The organism is Nocardia sp. NPDC050435 (assembly GCF_040655395.1).
GTDB lineage: Bacteria > Actinomycetota > Actinomycetes > Mycobacteriales > Mycobacteriaceae > Nocardia.
This window is the reverse complement of the sequence record NZ_JBFAJW010000005.1, coordinates 360,394-377,649: the sequence shown is the minus strand read 5'-3', so window position 1 is coordinate 377,649 and position 17,256 is coordinate 360,394. Positions and strand designations below refer to the sequence as shown.

Annotated in this window: 20 protein-coding genes; 3 read left to right on the top strand and 17 right to left on the bottom strand. The window is 71.0% G+C overall.

Going from position 1 to position 17,256, the window contains the following annotated elements; genetic code table 11:
• Window position 1: 1 nt before the first annotated feature.
• Window positions 2-832, bottom strand: a complete 831-nt coding sequence (locus tag AB0I43_RS17735; protein ID WP_356979183.1) for a CoA ester lyase — start codon at window positions 830-832, stop codon at window positions 2-4.
• Window positions 833-1,028: 196 nt separating this feature from the next.
• Between AB0I43_RS17735 and AB0I43_RS17730 the strand changes: the two genes are divergently transcribed.
• Both AB0I43_RS17730 and AB0I43_RS17725 read left to right on the top strand, forming a co-directional pair.
• Window positions 1,029-1,973, top strand: a complete 945-nt coding sequence (locus AB0I43_RS17730; protein ID WP_356979181.1) for an alpha/beta hydrolase — start codon at window positions 1,029-1,031, stop codon at window positions 1,971-1,973.
• A gap of 33 nt (window positions 1,974-2,006) precedes the next feature.
• Complete coding sequence (locus tag AB0I43_RS17725) at window positions 2,007-2,717, top strand: hypothetical protein (protein WP_356979179.1); 711 nt, start codon at window positions 2,007-2,009, stop codon at window positions 2,715-2,717.
• A 3-nt stretch (window positions 2,718-2,720) separates the two neighbouring features.
• Here the strand turns inward: AB0I43_RS17725 and AB0I43_RS17720 are convergent, their stop codons facing one another.
• On the bottom strand, window positions 2,721-3,464 hold the full coding sequence (locus AB0I43_RS17720; protein ID WP_356979177.1) for an arylmalonate decarboxylase: 744 nt from the start codon (window positions 3,462-3,464) through the stop codon (window positions 2,721-2,723).
• 28 nt (window positions 3,465-3,492) lie between these two features.
• On the bottom strand, window positions 3,493-4,047 hold the full coding sequence (locus AB0I43_RS17715; RefSeq protein ID WP_356979176.1) for a TetR family transcriptional regulator: 555 nt from the start codon (window positions 4,045-4,047) through the stop codon (window positions 3,493-3,495).
• An 82-nt stretch (window positions 4,048-4,129) separates the two neighbouring features.
• On the opposite strand from AB0I43_RS17715, the gene AB0I43_RS17710 reads away from it, so the two are divergent.
• Window positions 4,130-5,023, top strand: coding sequence for a DUF4437 domain-containing protein (locus tag AB0I43_RS17710; RefSeq protein ID WP_356979174.1), 894 nt, complete (start codon window positions 4,130-4,132; stop codon window positions 5,021-5,023).
• 12 nt (window positions 5,024-5,035) lie between these two features.
• Here the strand turns inward: AB0I43_RS17710 and AB0I43_RS17705 are convergent, their stop codons facing one another.
• The 14 genes from AB0I43_RS17705 to AB0I43_RS17640 are packed head-to-tail and all read right to left on the bottom strand — an operon-like array spanning window position 5,036 to window position 17,142.
• Window positions 5,036-5,803 carry a ThuA domain-containing protein gene (locus AB0I43_RS17705; protein ID WP_356979172.1) on the bottom strand — a complete coding sequence of 256 codons (768 nt, stop codon included), beginning with the start codon at window positions 5,801-5,803 and terminating at the stop codon, window positions 5,036-5,038.
• Between the two features lie 15 nt (window positions 5,804-5,818).
• A complete protein-coding gene (locus AB0I43_RS17700) occupies window positions 5,819-6,583 on the bottom strand; it encodes an SDR family oxidoreductase (RefSeq protein WP_356979171.1) in 765 nt (254 codons plus the stop codon).
• 36 nt (window positions 6,584-6,619) lie between these two features.
• Window positions 6,620-6,850 (bottom strand): biotin/lipoyl-containing protein, encoded by a 231-nt coding sequence (locus AB0I43_RS17695; RefSeq protein WP_356979169.1) that lies wholly within the window; start codon window positions 6,848-6,850, stop codon window positions 6,620-6,622.
• Window positions 6,851-6,860: 10 nt separating this feature from the next.
• Entirely contained in the window at window positions 6,861-7,082 is a 222-nt protein-coding gene (locus AB0I43_RS17690) for a ferredoxin (RefSeq protein ID WP_356979167.1), read from the bottom strand.
• Window positions 7,079-8,227, bottom strand: a complete 1,149-nt coding sequence (locus AB0I43_RS17685; RefSeq protein ID WP_356979166.1) for a thiolase family protein — start codon at window positions 8,225-8,227, stop codon at window positions 7,079-7,081. The genes AB0I43_RS17690 and AB0I43_RS17685 overlap by 4 nt, the downstream gene beginning before the upstream one ends.
• Entirely contained in the window at window positions 8,227-8,655 is a 429-nt protein-coding gene (locus tag AB0I43_RS17680; protein WP_356979165.1) for an OB-fold domain-containing protein, read from the bottom strand. Before AB0I43_RS17680 ends, AB0I43_RS17685 begins: the two co-directional genes overlap by 1 nt.
• Window positions 8,652-9,044 carry a 2Fe-2S iron-sulfur cluster-binding protein gene (locus tag AB0I43_RS17675; RefSeq protein ID WP_356979163.1) on the bottom strand — a complete coding sequence of 131 codons (393 nt, stop codon included), beginning with the start codon at window positions 9,042-9,044 and terminating at the stop codon, window positions 8,652-8,654. Before AB0I43_RS17675 ends, AB0I43_RS17680 begins: the two co-directional genes overlap by 4 nt.
• On the bottom strand, window positions 9,037-10,254 hold the full coding sequence (locus AB0I43_RS17670) for an acyl-CoA dehydrogenase family protein (protein WP_356979161.1): 1,218 nt from the start codon (window positions 10,252-10,254) through the stop codon (window positions 9,037-9,039). Before AB0I43_RS17670 ends, AB0I43_RS17675 begins: the two co-directional genes overlap by 8 nt.
• On the bottom strand, window positions 10,244-11,344 hold the full coding sequence (locus AB0I43_RS17665; RefSeq protein ID WP_356979159.1) for an acyl-CoA dehydrogenase family protein: 1,101 nt from the start codon (window positions 11,342-11,344) through the stop codon (window positions 10,244-10,246). Before AB0I43_RS17665 ends, AB0I43_RS17670 begins: the two co-directional genes overlap by 11 nt.
• Complete coding sequence (locus tag AB0I43_RS17660) at window positions 11,341-12,882, bottom strand: AMP-binding protein (RefSeq protein WP_356979157.1); 1,542 nt, start codon at window positions 12,880-12,882, stop codon at window positions 11,341-11,343. The genes AB0I43_RS17665 and AB0I43_RS17660 overlap by 4 nt, the downstream gene beginning before the upstream one ends.
• A 10-nt stretch (window positions 12,883-12,892) precedes the next feature.
• Complete coding sequence (locus tag AB0I43_RS17655; protein ID WP_356979155.1) at window positions 12,893-13,942, bottom strand: alpha-ketoacid dehydrogenase subunit beta; 1,050 nt, start codon at window positions 13,940-13,942, stop codon at window positions 12,893-12,895.
• The gene (locus AB0I43_RS17650; protein WP_356979153.1) at window positions 13,939-14,925 is read right to left on the bottom strand and encodes a thiamine pyrophosphate-dependent dehydrogenase E1 component subunit alpha; all 987 of its coding nucleotides are present in this window, start codon (window positions 14,923-14,925) and stop codon (window positions 13,939-13,941) included. The genes AB0I43_RS17655 and AB0I43_RS17650 overlap by 4 nt, the downstream gene beginning before the upstream one ends.
• Before the next feature lie 8 nt (window positions 14,926-14,933).
• Window positions 14,934-16,337 carry an aromatic ring-hydroxylating dioxygenase subunit alpha gene (locus tag AB0I43_RS17645; protein ID WP_356979151.1) on the bottom strand — a complete coding sequence of 468 codons (1,404 nt, stop codon included), beginning with the start codon at window positions 16,335-16,337 and terminating at the stop codon, window positions 14,934-14,936.
• Between the two features lie 43 nt (window positions 16,338-16,380).
• On the bottom strand, window positions 16,381-17,142 hold the full coding sequence (locus AB0I43_RS17640; RefSeq protein ID WP_356979149.1) for an SDR family NAD(P)-dependent oxidoreductase: 762 nt from the start codon (window positions 17,140-17,142) through the stop codon (window positions 16,381-16,383).
• Window positions 17,143-17,256: the final 114 nt, after the last annotated feature.

The window sequence follows — 17,256 nt, the reverse complement described above, 5'->3', positions numbered from 1 at the left end:
CTCAGCCCTCGGGCGACTCCGCGAGAACGCGCCGGGCCTGCCTGATCACCGCCAGATCCACCATGCGCCCCTGCGCGTCGAGCACCACTCCCCCGGCGGCGGCCTCGAAGCGGCGGACCAGGGCCCGCGCCTGCTCGACCTCCGCCGCGCCCGGGGTGAAGACCTCGTTGACCACCGGCAGCTGAGCGGGGTGGATGCAGGCGCGGCCACGAAATCCCAAGCGGCGCAGCGCCTGCGTCGAGACGCGCAGCGCGTCGAGATCACGGAAATCGGTGCGCACCGGGGCCAGGGGGGCGGCGATGCCCGCGGCCGCGCTGGCCAGCACCACCTGGGTGCGCAGGGCCAGCATCTCGGGTTCGCCGGGGCTGGTGACGATGCCGAGTTCGGCGCGCAGATCCGTCTCGCCGATCTGCAAGCGCGCCGTTCGGGGCACGGCGGCGATGGCGGGCGCGGCCAGGATCGCCCGGGCGCTCTCCAGCAACGCGCAGACGGCGATCGCGCCGGGGCGGTCCTCGTGGCCGCGTAGCAGGGCGTCGGCCTGCCGGACCTGTTCCGCGGACTCGGTTTTCGCCAGGCAGAGGGCAGCGAGCGCCGGGTGCGCGACGGCGGCGATGTCGGCGGCGGCCAGGTCGCCGGAATTCACGCGCACCCAGATCGGTTTCGGCGGGTCGATCAGCGAGCGCAGCCACGCGGCGACCAGCGCACGCGCGGACTCCTTGTCCCGCAGCGGGATCGAGTCCTCCAGATCGAGCAGAACGACATCGGCCGGCCCGGCCATCGCCTTGTCGAACAACTCCGGCCTGTTGCCGGGTACATACAGCGCGGACCGCACCGGGCCTCCTCGTCGTGCGCCTTGGGACATGTCAAAACGAAACAGCGTTTCTCTCATGGAAACTATCGGCTGCCGCGCATCGTTGTCCAGGATTTCCGGTTCCGCTTGACACAGTCTCCGGCATGCGAGCTAATGATCACCACAGATATGAAACGTCGTTTCGCTAGAGGGAACGGCGTGCTTGCGGGAGTCACCCATGAACGTTCGAGCCCCCTTCCTGGCCGTCGCCGCCGCACTGCTCACCGTCACCGCCGCCGGACCCGCCGTCGCGGACCGCTGGCCGGCCACCGTCGACATCCGGTGCGCGGCGGACACGCTGCACCAGGACGCGGACTGGTATCTGCCCGCCGGCCGGCCCACCGCGCTGGTCTGGATCCAGCACGGCTTCGCCCGCAGCGGTGCGCAGGTCTCGGCGCTGGCGCAGAGTTTCGCCGACGCGGGCTACCTGACGTTCGCACCGAGCCTGCCCTTCATGCAGCTGTCGGGCTGCACCTTGCAGAACCTCGGCGACAACTCCGATTTCCTCTACAACGTGGCCGAATTGTTCGGCACCGCCACCGATCCCGGCGCCGCGCTGAGCGCCAGCCTCGCCGCCGCCGCGCGCCGAGCGGGCGCGCCGGTGCCCGAACTCCCGAGCGAGCTGGTGTTCGTCGGGCACTCCGCGGGTGCGGAAGCCGTCGCCTTCGTGGCCGACCGGATCCGCAGCATGCACAGCCGGACCTGGCCGGGCCTGCGCGGGGTGATCCTGCTGGACCCGGTCAAATCCTTCGTCGGGGACAATATCGCGCGCGCACTCAGCGGCCTGGACCCCACCGGCCTGCCGGTGCTGACCATTTCGGCCCCGCCTGCTCTGTGCAACAGCTTCGCGCTGGGCACCACCGCGGTGCAGACCCAATTGCACCGGCCCTTCGTCGGCGTGCGGCTGCGCACCGGAGCGCACACCGACGCCGAGGGCGCGAGTTCCGACGCCCTCGGCACGGTCTTCTGCGGCGTTCCCGCCCCCGCGAACGCGGCGGCCGTGCGCTCGCTCGCCCTGGGCTGGACCGAGGACTTCCTGACCGGCGCCGCCGCCACCACCCGCGCCCGCGCACAGGCCGCGATCGACGCCGGTCTCGCGGGCGACATCCTCCCCGGCTCCTGACCACCGCCGACCTGGAAAGGCAGGAATCCCAGCATGTTCCGACTCCTCCGCACCACACTGCTGAGCACGGCGTTGCTCACCGCCCTGGGCGTCGCACCCGCCGCCGCCGAACCCCTCGACCCCGAGCTCGAGGTGCCCGGCGCGGCCGCGACCGAGGGCGAGCAGTACCCGCAGATCTGCCTGCGCGCCCAGGTGCAGACCGCCAACCTGCGGGTGGCGAAGTTCGTGCGGCAGGGCGGGAGCCTGTCCGAGCAGAGCTATGCCGATCTCGCGGCGTTCGCCGCGTCCAAACCGGAGGTCCAGCCGCTCACCGTCACCAGTTACACCACCTCGGCTGACGGCGTCCCGAAACAGTTGCGCTGCAAGGGGAAATCGGCGGACCACCTCACCGCGGTCTACGGTGAGCGCATCGCGGGGCCCGAGGGGACCTGCGCCGAGGTCAATCGCGTCACCTTGCGGCAGGTGGCTCGGTCGCTGACCAGCGAGGAACGCCGCGCACTGGTGTTCAAACCGCGCCGGGTGGTGATCGACCCGGACCTCCCGGCGGCTACCGGCCAGGACTGGCTGGCCGACTTCCCGGTCGCCGTTGCCGATCCGGCCGGGACCCTGCACCTCCCGTCGAAGTCGCTGTACGTGCCGCTGGACACGCCCGGGATCCCGGAGGCGTTCAAGGGCCAGCACTACTGCACCCTCATCACGCACGACTACCTGAAGCAGGTGCTGCTCGGCAAGGTCGCGCCGTAGCGGTCAGTGCTCGCGCAGCAGCCGGCCCGCGCCGTCGACCCGGTCGTCGAAGCCGTGCTCGCGCAACGCGTGCCAGAGGGTGGCGGCGTTGATCGCGACGACGGGCTTGCCGAGTTCGGCTTCCAGTTCGTCGGCGAGCGCGACGAAGGACAGGTTGGTGCCGACCTGGACGATGGCCTCCACCTCGGGCCCGTCCAGCTCGGCCACCACCGAGCGCAGCCGGTCGGACTCGACGCGGGCGATGTCCATCGCGGTGGGGCAGCGCAATCCGGTGATGGCCGCGACCTCGAAGCCCGCCTCGGTGAAGAACCGGCCGACCTCCTTGTCCGCGATCGGCTGATACGGCGAGAACACCGCGATCCGGCGGCAGCCGAGGGCGCGCAGCGCGGCCCGGCAGGAGCCGGCGCCCGTGGTGACCGGTAGCCCGGTCCGTGCGCGGAGCCGGCGCTCGAAGGCCGCGTTGCCCTCGACGCCGCCCCAGAACGTCTCGGCCGACATGCCCATGACCATCCGGTCCGGTTCGGCGGTCAGCACGTCGCGTACCGCCGTGTCGATGGAGGCGCGGATCTGCCCGAGCAGTTTCTGGAAGTGCTCGTCGTCGCCCATCACCGGATCCGGGATGTACATCGAGCCCGCCCGGTAGGCGATGCCCGGCACGCCGGACCGCCAATAGTCGTGCTCGACAACGGTATTCGTGCTGGGAACGATCACGCCGAAGACGGCGCGGGTGCCAACGGCGTTGGTCATGCCTACCCCTGGTGGTGCTGTAATGGAATCATCGTGCCGCGGTACGGGCGAGCAGTTCGTCGACCGCGCGGTGCGCACGGGCCCGATCGACCGGGCGGTCCAGCAGCAGAACGTCGACCAGCAGCGGCGCGGCGATGCGCATCGCGCCGTCCTCGGCCGCCTCGGCGTCGAGCACCCGCAGCGCGCCACGGAAGGGCGCGAGCAGATCGGCCACGTAGCGCTGCCGCAGCTCGGTGCAGGAGGAATCGCTCGCCGACGCGGTGACCAGCGCGCGCAGGAACGCGCCGACCGGCTTGTCCCGCAAGCGATCACAGAGCAGGTCGACTTCGGTGTGCAGATCCGCCGCCGGATCTCCGCTGGGGCGCGAAGGCTCGTGCGGCGCCACCGCGATCAGCGCCGCCAGGAAATCCCGGGGCGTGGGCCAGTGCCGGTAGACCGTCGTGCGGGCGACGCCGGTGATCGCGTGCAGCCGCTGCGGTGTCAGCGCCGCCGCGCCCTCGGTCAGCAGGAGCTCCAAAGCCGCTGTCAGCACGAGGGTTTCGGTCTCGGTGGCGGGTCCGGCCGGGCGCCCGGGTCTGGTCATGCAATTAACGATACACCTTGTGTTGGTTATTCATAACCGATACATTCTGTAGTAGAAATCCGCTCAGCTACGAGGAGCCCCGATGCGCCCGCACGTAGAACTCATCGACGAACAAGACCTGATCTGGCATCTCGCCGAATTCGACAACGCCACCGGCACCGCCGAACAACGCAACCTCAGCTACGACGAGGAGGACGGTTCCGCCTCGGTGAAGGTGCGCTTCACCAGCGACTGGTCCCGCCCGGCCGGCGTGCACGCGGCCGACACCGAATGGTTCGTGCTGTCCGGGCAGGTCGTCGTCGGCGACACCGCCCTCGGCGCGGAGGGCTTCTGGATGGCGCCGAAAGGCGTTCTGACACCGCGGCTTTCGGTGACGGCGGGCACCGAGATCCTGCTGTTCCGCGAACACGGCGACTGGCACTTCGAACCCGCCGCGGCCGACCGGGATTTCGTCCGCCCCGACCAGCACCTGATCGTGCGGGACTCGGCCGCGATGCCCTGGATCGACGTCAAGGACGGCAGCCCCATGCGCTTCGATCTGGGCGGCACCCCCGTGCCCGGCCTCTACATCAAGCTGCTGGCCCGCGATGCCGAAACCGGCTTCTACACCCGCCTGATCAAGGCCAAGCCCGGCTGGCGCGAGGAACCGCTGGCCCACCATCCCTGCTCGGAGGAGGCCTACTGCCTCGCCGGCGGCTTCGACTACAACTTCGGCAAGATGTGGCCGGGCACCTACTTCTGGCGCCCGCCCTTCATCCGCCACGGCGATTTCACCGCCGACGCCGAGCACGGCTGCACGTGGATCGTGCGCTCCGACGCCGACCTCGTCGACTGGTACACCGACAACGCCAAGGTCGTCATGACCGGCGACCCCACCAACTGGGGCCCGGACTTTCCGCAGAGCCTCGCTCCGCGCTTCGTCGAGCCGGTGCGTTCCCGGTCCATCGGGACCTGGGCGGATCCGGCCTATCAGTAGGCCGCCCCGCCGTCAGGGGGCGGCGAATCGTCCGGATACGGCCCAGCGCAGACAGCGTCGCAGGATGGTGCGGTAGGCGGGCACGGTCCAGCTACCCCGGTCGGTGACCCCCAGATCCTCGACGCCGAGATCCTGGAGGTCGAACCGGCCACGGCAGTGGCCCAGCGTGAAGTAGCACACCGTGCCCGGATCGTGCCGCTTCAGATAGAGCACCGGGCGCGGCTCGTCCACGGTGGTGTGCCCCTCCTCGAAACCCGTCGACTCGCCCACGAATCGGGTGTGCGCCAGCACCTCCAGGGGCGGGTGCAACTCGCTGATGTAGAGCTCGTCGGTGACCACGAACGGTTCCAGGCCGGCCACCAGCGGATGCCGCGGCTGCGACAGTTCGACCAGATAGGGCGCGATCGGCGGGTGCCCGAGGAACTGACTGCCGAGCAGCCGCGGCAGTTCCCCGAGTGCGCGCGGTGTCGCGAACCGGTTCGGCCCGACCGGCTCGATGGCCGAGTTGGTGCCGTGCAGCGCCAGCCAGCGCCCGCCACGGGCGAGGAAATCCGACAACTGCCCGCGCTGCTCGGCGGTGGGCACTCGGGCACAGGTGTAGGTGACCAGCAGGTCGGCCGCGCCCAGCGCCGCGGCACAGTCGTAGTCCTCGAACACGCGCGTCCGCACGTGCTCGTAGCCGGCCAGCTCGGTGAGCAGCCGCAACCGGGCATAGTCGAAATCGTGCCAGCGCCCGCCGCACACCAGGACGGCGTCGACGCGGCCCGCGGGTCCGGACACGCCGGCCGCCGCGCGTCAGAAATCGAAGCGGTTGCTGAAACCGCCGTCGACGACGAGATTGGCGCCCGTGATGTGACCGGCGGCCGGTCCGGCCAGGAACGTCACGGCGTTGGCGATGTCCTCGGCGGTGGCGAGTTTGCCCAGCGCGGTGGCCGCCACCGCGCCCTCGAACAACTGCGGGACGCTGGTGCGGAGGTGATCCCAGACGCCGCCGTCGAAGAAGACCGGTCCCGGCGAGACCGCGTTGACGCGTATTCCCGAGGGCCCCAAGGCCCGCGCCTGGGCGCCGACGTGCTGCAGCATGGCCGCCTTGAGTGCGCCGAAACTGTTGGCGGTGGGCAGTATTCCGGCCTCCAGGGCCGAGGTGCTGGCCACCGCGACGACACTCGCGGCGGGGCTGCGAGTCAGGTGCGGGGTCGCGGCCTCCACCAGGGTCACCAGGCTCATCAGGTCGGTCCGGAAGTTGGCCGGCCAGGCATCCGGGCCCTCGCCCACCGACGCCGAGGCATTGGCGACCACGATGTCCAGGCCGCCCAGCGCCTGCGCCGTCTCCGCGACGAACTCGGTCAGCGCGGCGGGGTCGGCGACGTCGAGCGCACGATGGAAAACGGTGCCGCCCTCCGCACCTAGTTCGGCTGCGGCGCGGGCGAGTTCGTCCGCGCCGCGGGCGCAGACGCCGACCGACGCGCCTTCGGCGAGCAGGGCTCGGGCGATCACGCGCCCGATGCCGCGGCTGCCCCCGGTGATCAGGGCCCGGCGGCCTTCGAGATCCAGATTCATGTTGCGCTTCCTTCCGGTGAACTGCGCTGCCGCGGTTCAGAATTCGAGCAACCCGAGGGTGGCGCCCACGGGGTAGTCGGTGTCGTGCTCGGCCGCGCCGTAGCGCAGCACGCCGTCGGCGGGCGCGGGGATCTCGGTCTCGACCTTGTCGGTGGCCACCGAGTAGAGCGGCTCCCCCGCGGTGACAGCGCTGCCGTCGGGCACCAGCCATCCCAGGAAGGTGCCCTCGGTCATCGAGACGTCGAGCTTGGGCATCTTGAGTTCCACTGGACGTTCCTCACTGATTCGCTGAGTCGGACAGGCGCAGCGCACGGCTCGGGCACTCGGCCACCGCGGCCCGCGCGGCGTCGGTCAGTTCCGGCGGGATCCGGTCGAGCAGGATGCCGACCGTGCCGTCGACGCCGACCTCGAACAGGTCCGGCGCGATCGATTCGCAGATGCCGTGCCCGACGCACAGCTCGCGATCCACGCTGATGTCCACGCGATTCCCCTCGCTCATCGGATCAGGACGGTGCAGCCGCTGAGGCCGGGCGCACCGTAGACGTGCGAGAACGCGACCCGCGGCGCGCCCGGCACCTGGCGCGGCCCCGCGGCGCCGCGCAGTTGCAGCACGTTCTCGTGGAGCTGGCGCAGGCCGGACGCACCGATCGGCTCGCCGTTGGCCAGGCAGCCGCCGTCGGTGTTGACCGGCAGCGCGCCGCCGATTTCCGTTGCGCCGCTGTCGATCAGCGCGGTCTGCGCGCCGTGCGCGCACAGTCCGGTCTCGGCCAGATGGATGAGTTCGGCGCCCGCGTCGGTGTCCTGCAGCTGCGCCACGTCCACCTCGGCGGGGCCGATCCCGGCCGCCTCGAACGCCGCGCGCGCGGCCTCGACCGAGGGGCTCGCACCGCGCTCGATCGACAACGAGGGGCTGAGCACCTCGAAGGAACCCGGCCTGCGGGTGCGGACGGTGGCCGCGGCGATATAGACGGGGTCGGGCCGGTACCGGCGGGCGATGTCGGCCCGGCACAGCACCAGCGCGCACGCGCCGTCGCCCGGCGAACACAGCATGAACTGCCGCAGCGGATCGCTGAGCAGCGGCGAACCGTCGATGTCGGCTTCCGACAGCGCTTTACGCCGCCAGGCGTTCGGATTGCGGGCGCCGTTGCGGAACGCCTTGGCCGCCACCGCCGTCAGCAGGCGCGGCGGCAGGTCGTACTCGTGCAGGTAGCGCTGGATCTTCATGGCGAAGAACTGAGAGGTCAGGGCCAGGCCGGTGGTTCCGTACCACTGGCCCAGGCCCATCGATTCCGGGCGAATCGCGAACGCACCGCGCGGATGCGAATCGAAGCCCACCACCAGCGCCAGGTCGGCGGCCCCGGCGGCGATCGCGTGCGTCGCCGTGCTCAGCGCGGCCGCGCCGGTCGCGCAGCCGTTGAGCACATTGACGAAAGGCACACCGGTCGGACCCAATTCCGAGACCAGCGTGTCGGCCGGGCCGCCGGACATGCTCCCGCCCACCGCGTACTGGATATCGGTCCAGGCCACCGACGCGTCGGCCAGCGCCGCGCGGATCGCGCGCACCGCCTCCCGGCGCACCGAGGTGTCCTGATACCGGCCGAACGGCGTGCAGCCCACGCCGAGGACGGCCACCGCGGGCGTCATCACCGGACTCCTTCCGGCAGCGGCTCGAAGGCGAAACCCGTTGTGCGCTCGCCGCAGTGCGTGAGGACCTCGACCGTGGTCAGCCGCATCGGCATGCCGATGCGCAGGGTCGCCGCGTCGGCCGTGGTGAGCACGGACTCGACGATCACCTCGCCGGGCAGTTCGACATAGCCGACCCCGAAGGCCGAGAACTCACCCGTGCGCGGCACGTAGGGCGGACTGGGCGGCGGGAACCGCTGCACGGTCCAGCTCCACAGCGTGCCCCGCGTGCCCAGCCGGACCGGATCGATCCGGTCACCGCCGCAGCGGCGGCAGGAGTCCCGGGCCGGGAAGTCGGTCTCGCCGCAGTCCGCGCAGCGGCACCCGAGCAACCGGATGCCCGCCGGGCTCAACTCCATGAGACCGGCGTCGATCGGTCGTGCCGTCATGTCCGGTCACCTCCTCCGATGTTCCCGCGCGGTGCGGGCCGCACCCCGCGCTTGTGCACCACGACATCACCCAGCACGGCGGCCTGGCAGGCCAGCCGCACCGGCCGCGGGTCGCGCCCGAGCGTGGCGGTGAGTTCGGTAATCGCCCGGCGTTCGGCGGGTTTCGGCTCGGACAGCCGCTCCGGGTGCTCCAGTACCTCGACGAAGCACACCCGGCAGTCGCCTTTGCCGCCACAGATCGTGGGCCAGCGGTAGCCCGCGGCGAGTCCGGCGGCCATGATCGGCTGGCCGGGCGCGGCGAGGAAGCGCACGCCGGAGGGCCGCACCGTCACCACGCACCGGCGCGCGGGTGCGCCCGCCGCGGACTCGATCGCGCCTGGCTCAACCACGGCGAGTATCCCGCCAGGCGCGCCCGCGGTCCGGGTCGGGTTCGCGCTCGAGACCGAGGACGCGCTCGGCGATGATGGTCCGCTGGATCTCGGAGGTGCCGCCGGCGATGGTGAGCCGCCGGCTGTCGAGCAGCGCGTAGGCCGCCGCTGCCGTCGGCTCGGCGCCGGTCTCGATGACCTCGACGTCCTGCGCGTCCCAGTAGGCGGCTCGCGGTCCGGCCAGTTCGTAGTCCAGTTCGGCGATCCGCTGGGACAACTCCGACTGCGCCAACTTGGTGATCGACCCTTTCGCCGCGCCCTGCTCCGACGCCGCGCGCAAGCGCAGGTTGGTCAGCGTGAGCGCCCGCTCGGTCACGAACAGACCGGCCATCCGGTCGCGCATCGTCTCCTCGCCCCAGCGGCTCCCGGCACGCGCGAGCACCGGTGCCAGCGCGACGCCGCCGGCCGCCGAATCCCCGGACAGCCCGGATCGTTCGGCGTTCAGCATCGACAGTGCGACCCGCCAGCCCTCGTGCACCGGGCCCAATCGGGCCTCGTCCGGCACGCGCACGTCCTCCAGGAACACCTCGCAGAAGTGCTCGCCGCCGGTGATCTGCCGCAGCGGGCGCACGGTGACCCCGGGCGCGCGCATGTCCAGCAGGAAGCAGGTGATCCCGGCGTGCTTGGGCCGTTCCGGGTCGGTGCGGGCGAGCAGCAGCCCGTAGTGCGATCGGTGCGCGAACGAGCTCCAGACCTTCTGCCCGTCGACAATCCAGTGACCGTCGCCGGCGGCCGTCGCGCGCGTGGCCAGTCCGGCCAAGTCCGAGCCCGCGCCGGGCTCGCTGAACAGCTGGCACCACATGTGCGCGCCGGAGGCTATGGCGGGCAGATACGTCGATCGCTGCTCGGCGGTGCCCCAGCCGATGATTGCCGGACCGGCGAGCATCGTCGGCACGAAGTGGTACGGGGGCAGTCCGGCGCGGTAGCGGTCGAGCACGGTGCGCACCACCGCGCAGCGCTCGTCGTCCAGGCCCGCGCCGCCGTGTTCGCGCGGCCAGTGCGGGACCGTCCACCCGCGCGTGCTCAGTGCCTGGAACCAAGCCCGGGCAGCGTCCGGATCCAGCGCGGCGAGATCGGTCGTGGTGTCACCGGAGTCGATGGCCGCCAGCCATTTCGGTGGCAGCGCGCCCCGGACCCAGCATTCGATCTCGTCGTGGAAGCTATCGGTCATGGCGGCCGTCCCTGGGCTCGAGGAGGTCGGCGAGCCGGCGGCGGTGCGCGGCGGCCCCGCCGGTCAACGCCGCCACCGCATGCGCGCGACGCAGATATCGATGCGCCCAGTGCTCCCAGGTGATGGCGATGCCGCCGTGCAACTGCACCGCTGTCCGGGCGGACCCGACCGCGGTCTCGGCGGCCACGGCCGCGGCCACCGCGAGATCGACCGCGGTGCCGGGCCGCTCCGGAGCCGCGGCCAGCGCCCACGCCGCGCCGTAGACCGCCGAGCGCGTCAGCTCGACCTGGGTCACCAGGTCCGCCAGCCGATGCTTCACGGCTTGGAAGGACCCGATGGTCCGGCCGAATTGCACACGGCTCCGGGCATATTCGACGGTCCGGTCCAGTGCGCACTGAGCCGCGCCCAGCGCCTCGGCGGCCAGCACCAGATCCGCGCGCCGGCGCATCGCGGCCGTCACCCGCCGGGCGGCGTCGCCGCTCAGGACGAACTCCGGCGTCACCTCGGCACAGTCGATTCGGCCGATCCCCCGCGACAGATCCAGGCACGTCATCCGCTCGAGCTCGACTCCGGTGGCCTCGGCGCGCAACACGGCAAGGACGTCGTCCGAGCCGTCGGCGCGCACCGCGCAGACGATCAGATCCGGACAACCCAGGTCCCAGACCGGCTCGATCCGGCCCGACAGTGTCGCCCCCGCGGCCTCCCCGTGCAGACGCGGGTGCGCGACACCGGTCCTGCCGAGAACGCTGTCGGCGACGGCCACGGTCATCGTTCCCGCGCGCAGCGCGCCCACCGAGGGCACTTCGGCCAGCGCTCCCGCCACGGCCATCGAGAGCACCGGACCACCGAACAGCGCGGCGCCCGACACCTCCGCGACCGTGGCGATATCGATGGCGGTGCCGGCGAACTCGCCGGTGGCGTCACCGAACAGCAGCTCGCCGACCCCCGTCTCCGCGCACAACCGACCCCACTCCGCCGCGGGACCCGCCTGCTCGAACCACCGCCGCAGCAGCTCTCGCAACGCGTGGTGCTCGTCGGTGAATTCGAACAACGGCGGCAGTTCCGCCGCGCCGGACCGCACCGGACTCACGACGCACCCCTGGCCGACTCGGCGGCCCGCCCGGCCAGATAGCTCGCTCGCAGCCGCCGCTTGTCGATCTTGCCCATGGCGGTGCGCAGGTCGGTATCCACGAACTCGATCAGCGCCGGGCACTTGTAGTGCGCCAACCGGTTTCGGCACCAGTGCACGAGTTCGGCGGCGGTCAGCGCGGACTCCGAGGCCACCACCAGTGCGCAGAGTCGCTCACCGAGATCGGCGTCCGGGATCCCGATCACCGCGACGTCGGCCACGCCGGGATGGGTGCGCAGCACCGCCTCCGCCTCGGCGGGATAGACGTTCACCCCGCCGCTGACCACCATGTCCGACGCGCGGTCGGTCAGATACAGATAGCCTTGGTCGTCCAGGTAGCCGATCTCGCCGATCACGAACACGTCCGGGGCGATATAGCTGCGGCGGGTCTTGGCGGGGTCGTTGTGATACACCGGGTGCGCACCGATCGTGGAGCGGACGCACACGAGTCCCGGTTCGCCCGCCGGGAGCACGGTGCCGTCTTCGGCCCGGATGCTGAGTTCGTAGCCGGGCAGCGCCCGGCCGACCGATCCGGGATGGGCCAGCCAATCCTCCGAGGAGATGAAGGTGACGGTGCCGACCTCGGTGGAGCCGTAGGCTTCGCGCAGCACCGGGCCGAACCACTCGATCATGGCCCGTTTGACCGCCACCGGGCAGGCCGCGCCGGTGTGCACGACCGTGGTCAGACTGCTCAGGTCGTAGCGCTCGCGGGTCGCGCGCGGCAGGGCGAGCAGCCGCGAGAAATGCGTCGGCACCATCATGGTGCTCTGCACCCGGTGCGCCGCGATGAGCCGCAGCACTTCTTCGGCGTCGAACTTGCGCAGGATGACCAGCGGCACACCGACGCACAGCGCGCGCACGCCGCCGATCGGCCCGGTGTGATGCATGGGCCCGACGATCAGATGGCGGCCCACCGGTCGCACCGGCGACCGATCGATCTTGTCGACGTGCTCGACCATGGAATTCCCGCCGGGGAACATCTGATCCGGCAGCCGGACGCCTTTGGGCAGTCCGGTGGTGCCGGAGGTGTAGTACAGCGGCGGGGCGGGCGCGATCGACGCGGCGACCTCGTCCGCGGGCTGGGCGGCGAGCAACCGCTCCAGCGCCTGCACACCGTCGGATTCGGCGGCCTCCCAGGCGATCACGCGGACCGTCCGCGAGGCCGCCCGTGCGGTCGCGGCCGTCCGCGCGCTGCACAGCACGGTGTGCACCGCGCCGTCGGTGAGCAGGTGCGCCACTTCGTCGGCGGTGAGCTGATAGTTCACCGGCACCACGGACTTCCCGGCGAAGGTGACGGCCAGGTGGGCGAGCGCGGTATAGGCGCTGTTCTCCGCCATCACGGCGACCCGCTGCCCCTCGGGGATGCCGGCCGCCAGCAGCACACCCGCGAGCCGATTCACCAGCGAATTCAGCTGCGACCACGTCCATTCGGTGTCGCCGTCGGTGACGGCGACACCGGCGGGATCCCGGCGCGCGACCGCTGCCAGACCATATGCCACGACCAGCTCCTCAGCTCGCCGTGCGCGCCCGCGAGCGAGCCAGGGCGGCGTGCGCCGCGGCCACGATCGCCGCGGGCTGCGGCAGGAACGCGTCCTCGAGCGGTTTGGCGTACGGGATCGGAGTGTCGGCTCCGGCCACCCGGCCCACCGGAGCGCCCAGGGTGTCGAAGAGCCGCTCGGTGATCAGGGCCGCGAGTTCCGCGCCGAACCCGTTGCGGCGCACCGCCTCGTGCACGACCACCGCGTGCCGGGTCCGCGCCACCGACTCCAGCACCGCGCGCTCGTCCAGCGGCACCAGCGAGCGCAGATCGATGACCTCGGCCTCGATGCCGTCACCGGCCAGGATCTCAGCCGCGGCCAGCGCGTCGTGCACCTGTCGGCCGTAGGAGATCAGGGTGAGGTCGCGACCCGGCCGCGGCGTCGCCGCGACCCCCAGCGGAACCACGTGGTGCCCGACCGGAACCGGTTGCGGCGGAGCGAAATACAGCAGGCTCTGCTCCACCACCACGCACGGATCCGGATCGAGGATGCAGGCGGTCAGCAGTCCCTTGGCGTCGGCGGGATTGCTCGGCACCACCACCTTGAGACCCGGGATGTGGGTGAGCCACGCCTCGAGCATCTCCGAATGCTGGGCGCCGAACTGCATGCCCGCGCCCGCCGCGCAGCGCACCGTGAGCGGCACGCCGGTCTGTCCGCCGGACATGTACCGGAGTTTGGCGGCGTGATTGGCCAGCTGGTCCAGGCACACGGCGAGGAAGTCCATCAGCATGATCTCCGCGACCGGCCGCATCCCGGCCACCGCCGCGCCGACCGCCGCGCCCATGATCGCCTGCTCGCTGATCGGCGTGGCCCGCACCCGGTGCGCGCCGTATCTGCTGGACAGCCCCGCGGTGACCTTGAAGACCCCGCCGCTCGGATCGGCGATGTCCTCGCCCAGCAGGAACACCTCGGGATCGCGCGCCAGCGCGTCGTCGAGCGCGCTGCCCAGCGCTTGGAAGCCCAGCATGGGCTGGGTTTCCAGCGTCGCCGCGGCGGTCTTCTGCTCGGTCGCCTCGCTCATGCCGGCACCTCCTGGTAGACATCGGTGCCGGCCTCGGCGAGGTCGGCTACGGGACTCTCGTTCGCGAACCGGTACGCGTCGGCCACGGCCGCGTCGATCTCGGCCTCGATCTCGGCGAGCCGCGCCTCGTCGGCGATGCCCTGACTCGTCAACCACCCCCGCATCGCCACCACCGGGTCGGCGGCTCGCGCGGCGTCGAGCTCACCCGGCTTCATGTATTCGTTCTGATCCGACATCTGATGCCCGTAGAAGCGGAACGTCATGGCCTCGATCAGGGTCGGCCCCTCGCCCGCCCGCGCCCGGGCGATCGCCTCGGCCGCGACCCGCTGCATCGCTACCGGGTCGTTGCCGTCGACCCGGACGCCGGGGAAGTTGTAGGAGGCCGCCCGATCCGCGATGCGCGCGACGCTGGTTCCGTCGGCGAACGAGGTGTGCTCGGCGTAGAGGTTGTTGTGACAGCAGAACACCACCGGCAGCCGCCACAGGCCGGCCAGGTTGCAGGCTTCGTGGAACGCGCCGATATTGCTCGCGCCGTCACCGAAATTGACCACGGTCACCTGATCGGTGCCGCGCAATTGCGCCGCCAGCGCCAAGCCCGCCCCGATCGGCAGCCCGCTGCCGACGACGCCGGTGGTGACCATCAGCCCGGACTCGGGGTGGGTGATGTGCATCGGCCCGCCCTTGCCCTTGCACACCCCGGTGGCCTTCCCGAAGAACTCGGCCCAGAGTCCGCGCAGCGGAACCCCTTTGGCGATCTGGTCGTGCAGGCCGCGATAGGTCGTCACCACCTGGTCGTCCCGGCGCAACAGGGCCCCGATCGAGGCGGCGACGATCTCCTGGCCGCGCGGGGAGTAATACTGCGCGCTCACCTGACCGGCCAGGACCAGCGCGCGAAACTTCTCGTCGCACTTCTTGATCCGGGTGGCGAGGGTGAACACCTCGAGCAGCGTTTCCGGGCCGGGGCCCACGTTGGCGTCATCCACGACCGACCTCACTCTCCGGAATCCAGCTGGGCGTCGAGATCGCGATGGAACTGCCGGATCCGCACCTCCTGGTAGTTGGCCAGGGTGACACCGGGTTTCGTCATCGCCTTGAGTCCGCGCTGCACGCGCGGCAGGTTCGCCAGATCCTGGTTGTAGACGGCGGCGAGCGCGCCCAATTCGGGTGCGGCGCCGAAATCCTCGTCCGGCCCGAGCCAGTGGATCGGCGGCGCCTTGGGCTTGGGGACGCCCGCCGGGAACGGGTAGAGCATCATGATGTCGAAGACGCACCGATCCGGATCGTTGCCGTAGGGCCGGAAACGATAGGTCAGCGGTGCGCCGACGCCGCCCCACGGCACGAAGTTCGGAAACACGAAATACTCGATGGCGTCGACGATCTCGGAATCGCTGGTGCCGCTCAGATCCGCGCCGCTGGCCTGCTCCAGTCGCCGGCGCAGCGCGCCCGCCACCGTCGCCCGGGCCGACTCCCCCTCGGGCACCTGGAAATGGCCGATGCCCTCCGGATAGAAATCGCGGAACATCGCCTCCAGGACATCCTGCGGCTCGAGCTGATCGCCGAGGTTCGGGCTGCTGACGGCCTGCGGTGTGATCATGCGATTGAAGCCGGGCAGCCCGTCGTCGCGGGTGTAGATGTCGTATTGAGTGTTGCTGTCGCCCAGGTAGTCCAGCAGCTGCGGATGTGTCGCCACGACGTGGTAGGACTCGATGAAAGCTTCGAGCGCCACCTTCCAGTTGCAATCCACCACCTTGGCCACGTGCACGGCTTTGAACCGGTCCTGGAGCCGGAACGGCGACAGGTGCTTGTCCACCTCGCCGAGGTAGGTGTCCAGCGGCACGGCGTCGGGGTCGGGATTGACGAAGACGAATCCGGCCCAGACGCCGGTGCGCGCCTGCGGCAGCGCGAATTTCGCGTCGTCGACGTGCGGGAAATCCCAGCGCCCCGGCACATCGGTGAGCGCGCCGTCCAGATTCCAGGTGAAACCGTGGAAGGGACAGCGCAATTGCGCGGCCTGGCCGGCCGCGTCGCACAGGCGGGTGCCGCGGTGCAGGCAGGCGTTGTGGTAGGCGCGGATCTCGCCGGCCTCGGTGCGCACGACCACCAGCGACAGGTCGGCGATGTCGTAGACGACGTAGTCCCCGGGCTCGGGGATGTCCTCCACCCGGCAGGCCGGCTGCCAGGTCCGCTTCCAGACCCGCTCCACTTCGCGCCGATGGAAGTCGGGGCTGAGATAGCGCTGGACGTCGATGTCCTGTGCGCCCAGGAATTCGTAGGACTCCTCCAGCAGGGGCGGGGGCACCGCCCGGGTATCGGTGGCCAGCAGATCCTGTACCGAGGGTCCCGCCGAGCGCGCCTGCCCCGGCGCGACGGCCCCGGGTGTCTCGAGATCGGTCATGAGTGTTCTCCTGATCTTGCGAATCACAGTGCCGGACCGGCGCTTACGACGCGGTCAGCTGCTCGACGTAGCGCTGCGCGGACATGGCGATGAACGCCGATCCGTTGATCGACCAGCCGCCGTCGACGAACAGGGTCTGCCCGGTGACATAGCTCGCGCCGGGCGAGACGAGGAACTCCACCGCCGCGGCGATGTCGTCGGGTGTGCCGAGCCGCCCCAGCGGCATGGCCGCGCCGATGGCCGCACCCAGGCCGGGATCGCCGAACTCGGCGCGGGTGCCCTCGGTCAGCACCAGGCCCGGGCCGACCGCGTTCACCCGGACGCCCCGCGCGGCGTATTCCGCGGCCATCTGCTTGGTGAGGGCGACGAGGGCGGCCTTGGAGGCGGGGTAGGCGCCTCGTCCGGCGCCGCCGGTCTCGGCCAGGACCGAGGTCAGATTGACCACCGCGCCGCCGGTGGCGGGGAACTTGGCGAGCAGCGCCCGGGTGACGAGCCAACTGCCGATCACGTTGGTGCGCAACACCTCGTCCATCTCGGCGAGCGTGCTGTCGTCGAGGGTGCGGGAGCGCCAGATGCCCGCGTTGTTCACGACCACGTCGAGCGCGTCCACCGCGGACGCCAGCGCCTGGACCGACTCCGGCTGCGCGACATCGCATTCCAGACCGAGGCCGCCGATGTCGTGCGCGGTCTTCGCGGCGGCCTCGGCGTCGATGTCCACCGCGAGCACCTGCGCGCCGCCGGCCGCGAGCCGCTGCGCGATCGCCCGGCCAATGCCGTTGCCGGCACCTGTCACCAGAGCTTTCACGCCAACCTCCGATCCCGGGTCGCCGACCCGTCCTTGCGTATGACCTGTATCACTATTATATTGATGGACTAATTAGTCAAGCACGAGCCGATCGGCTCACTGCACCCGAATCAC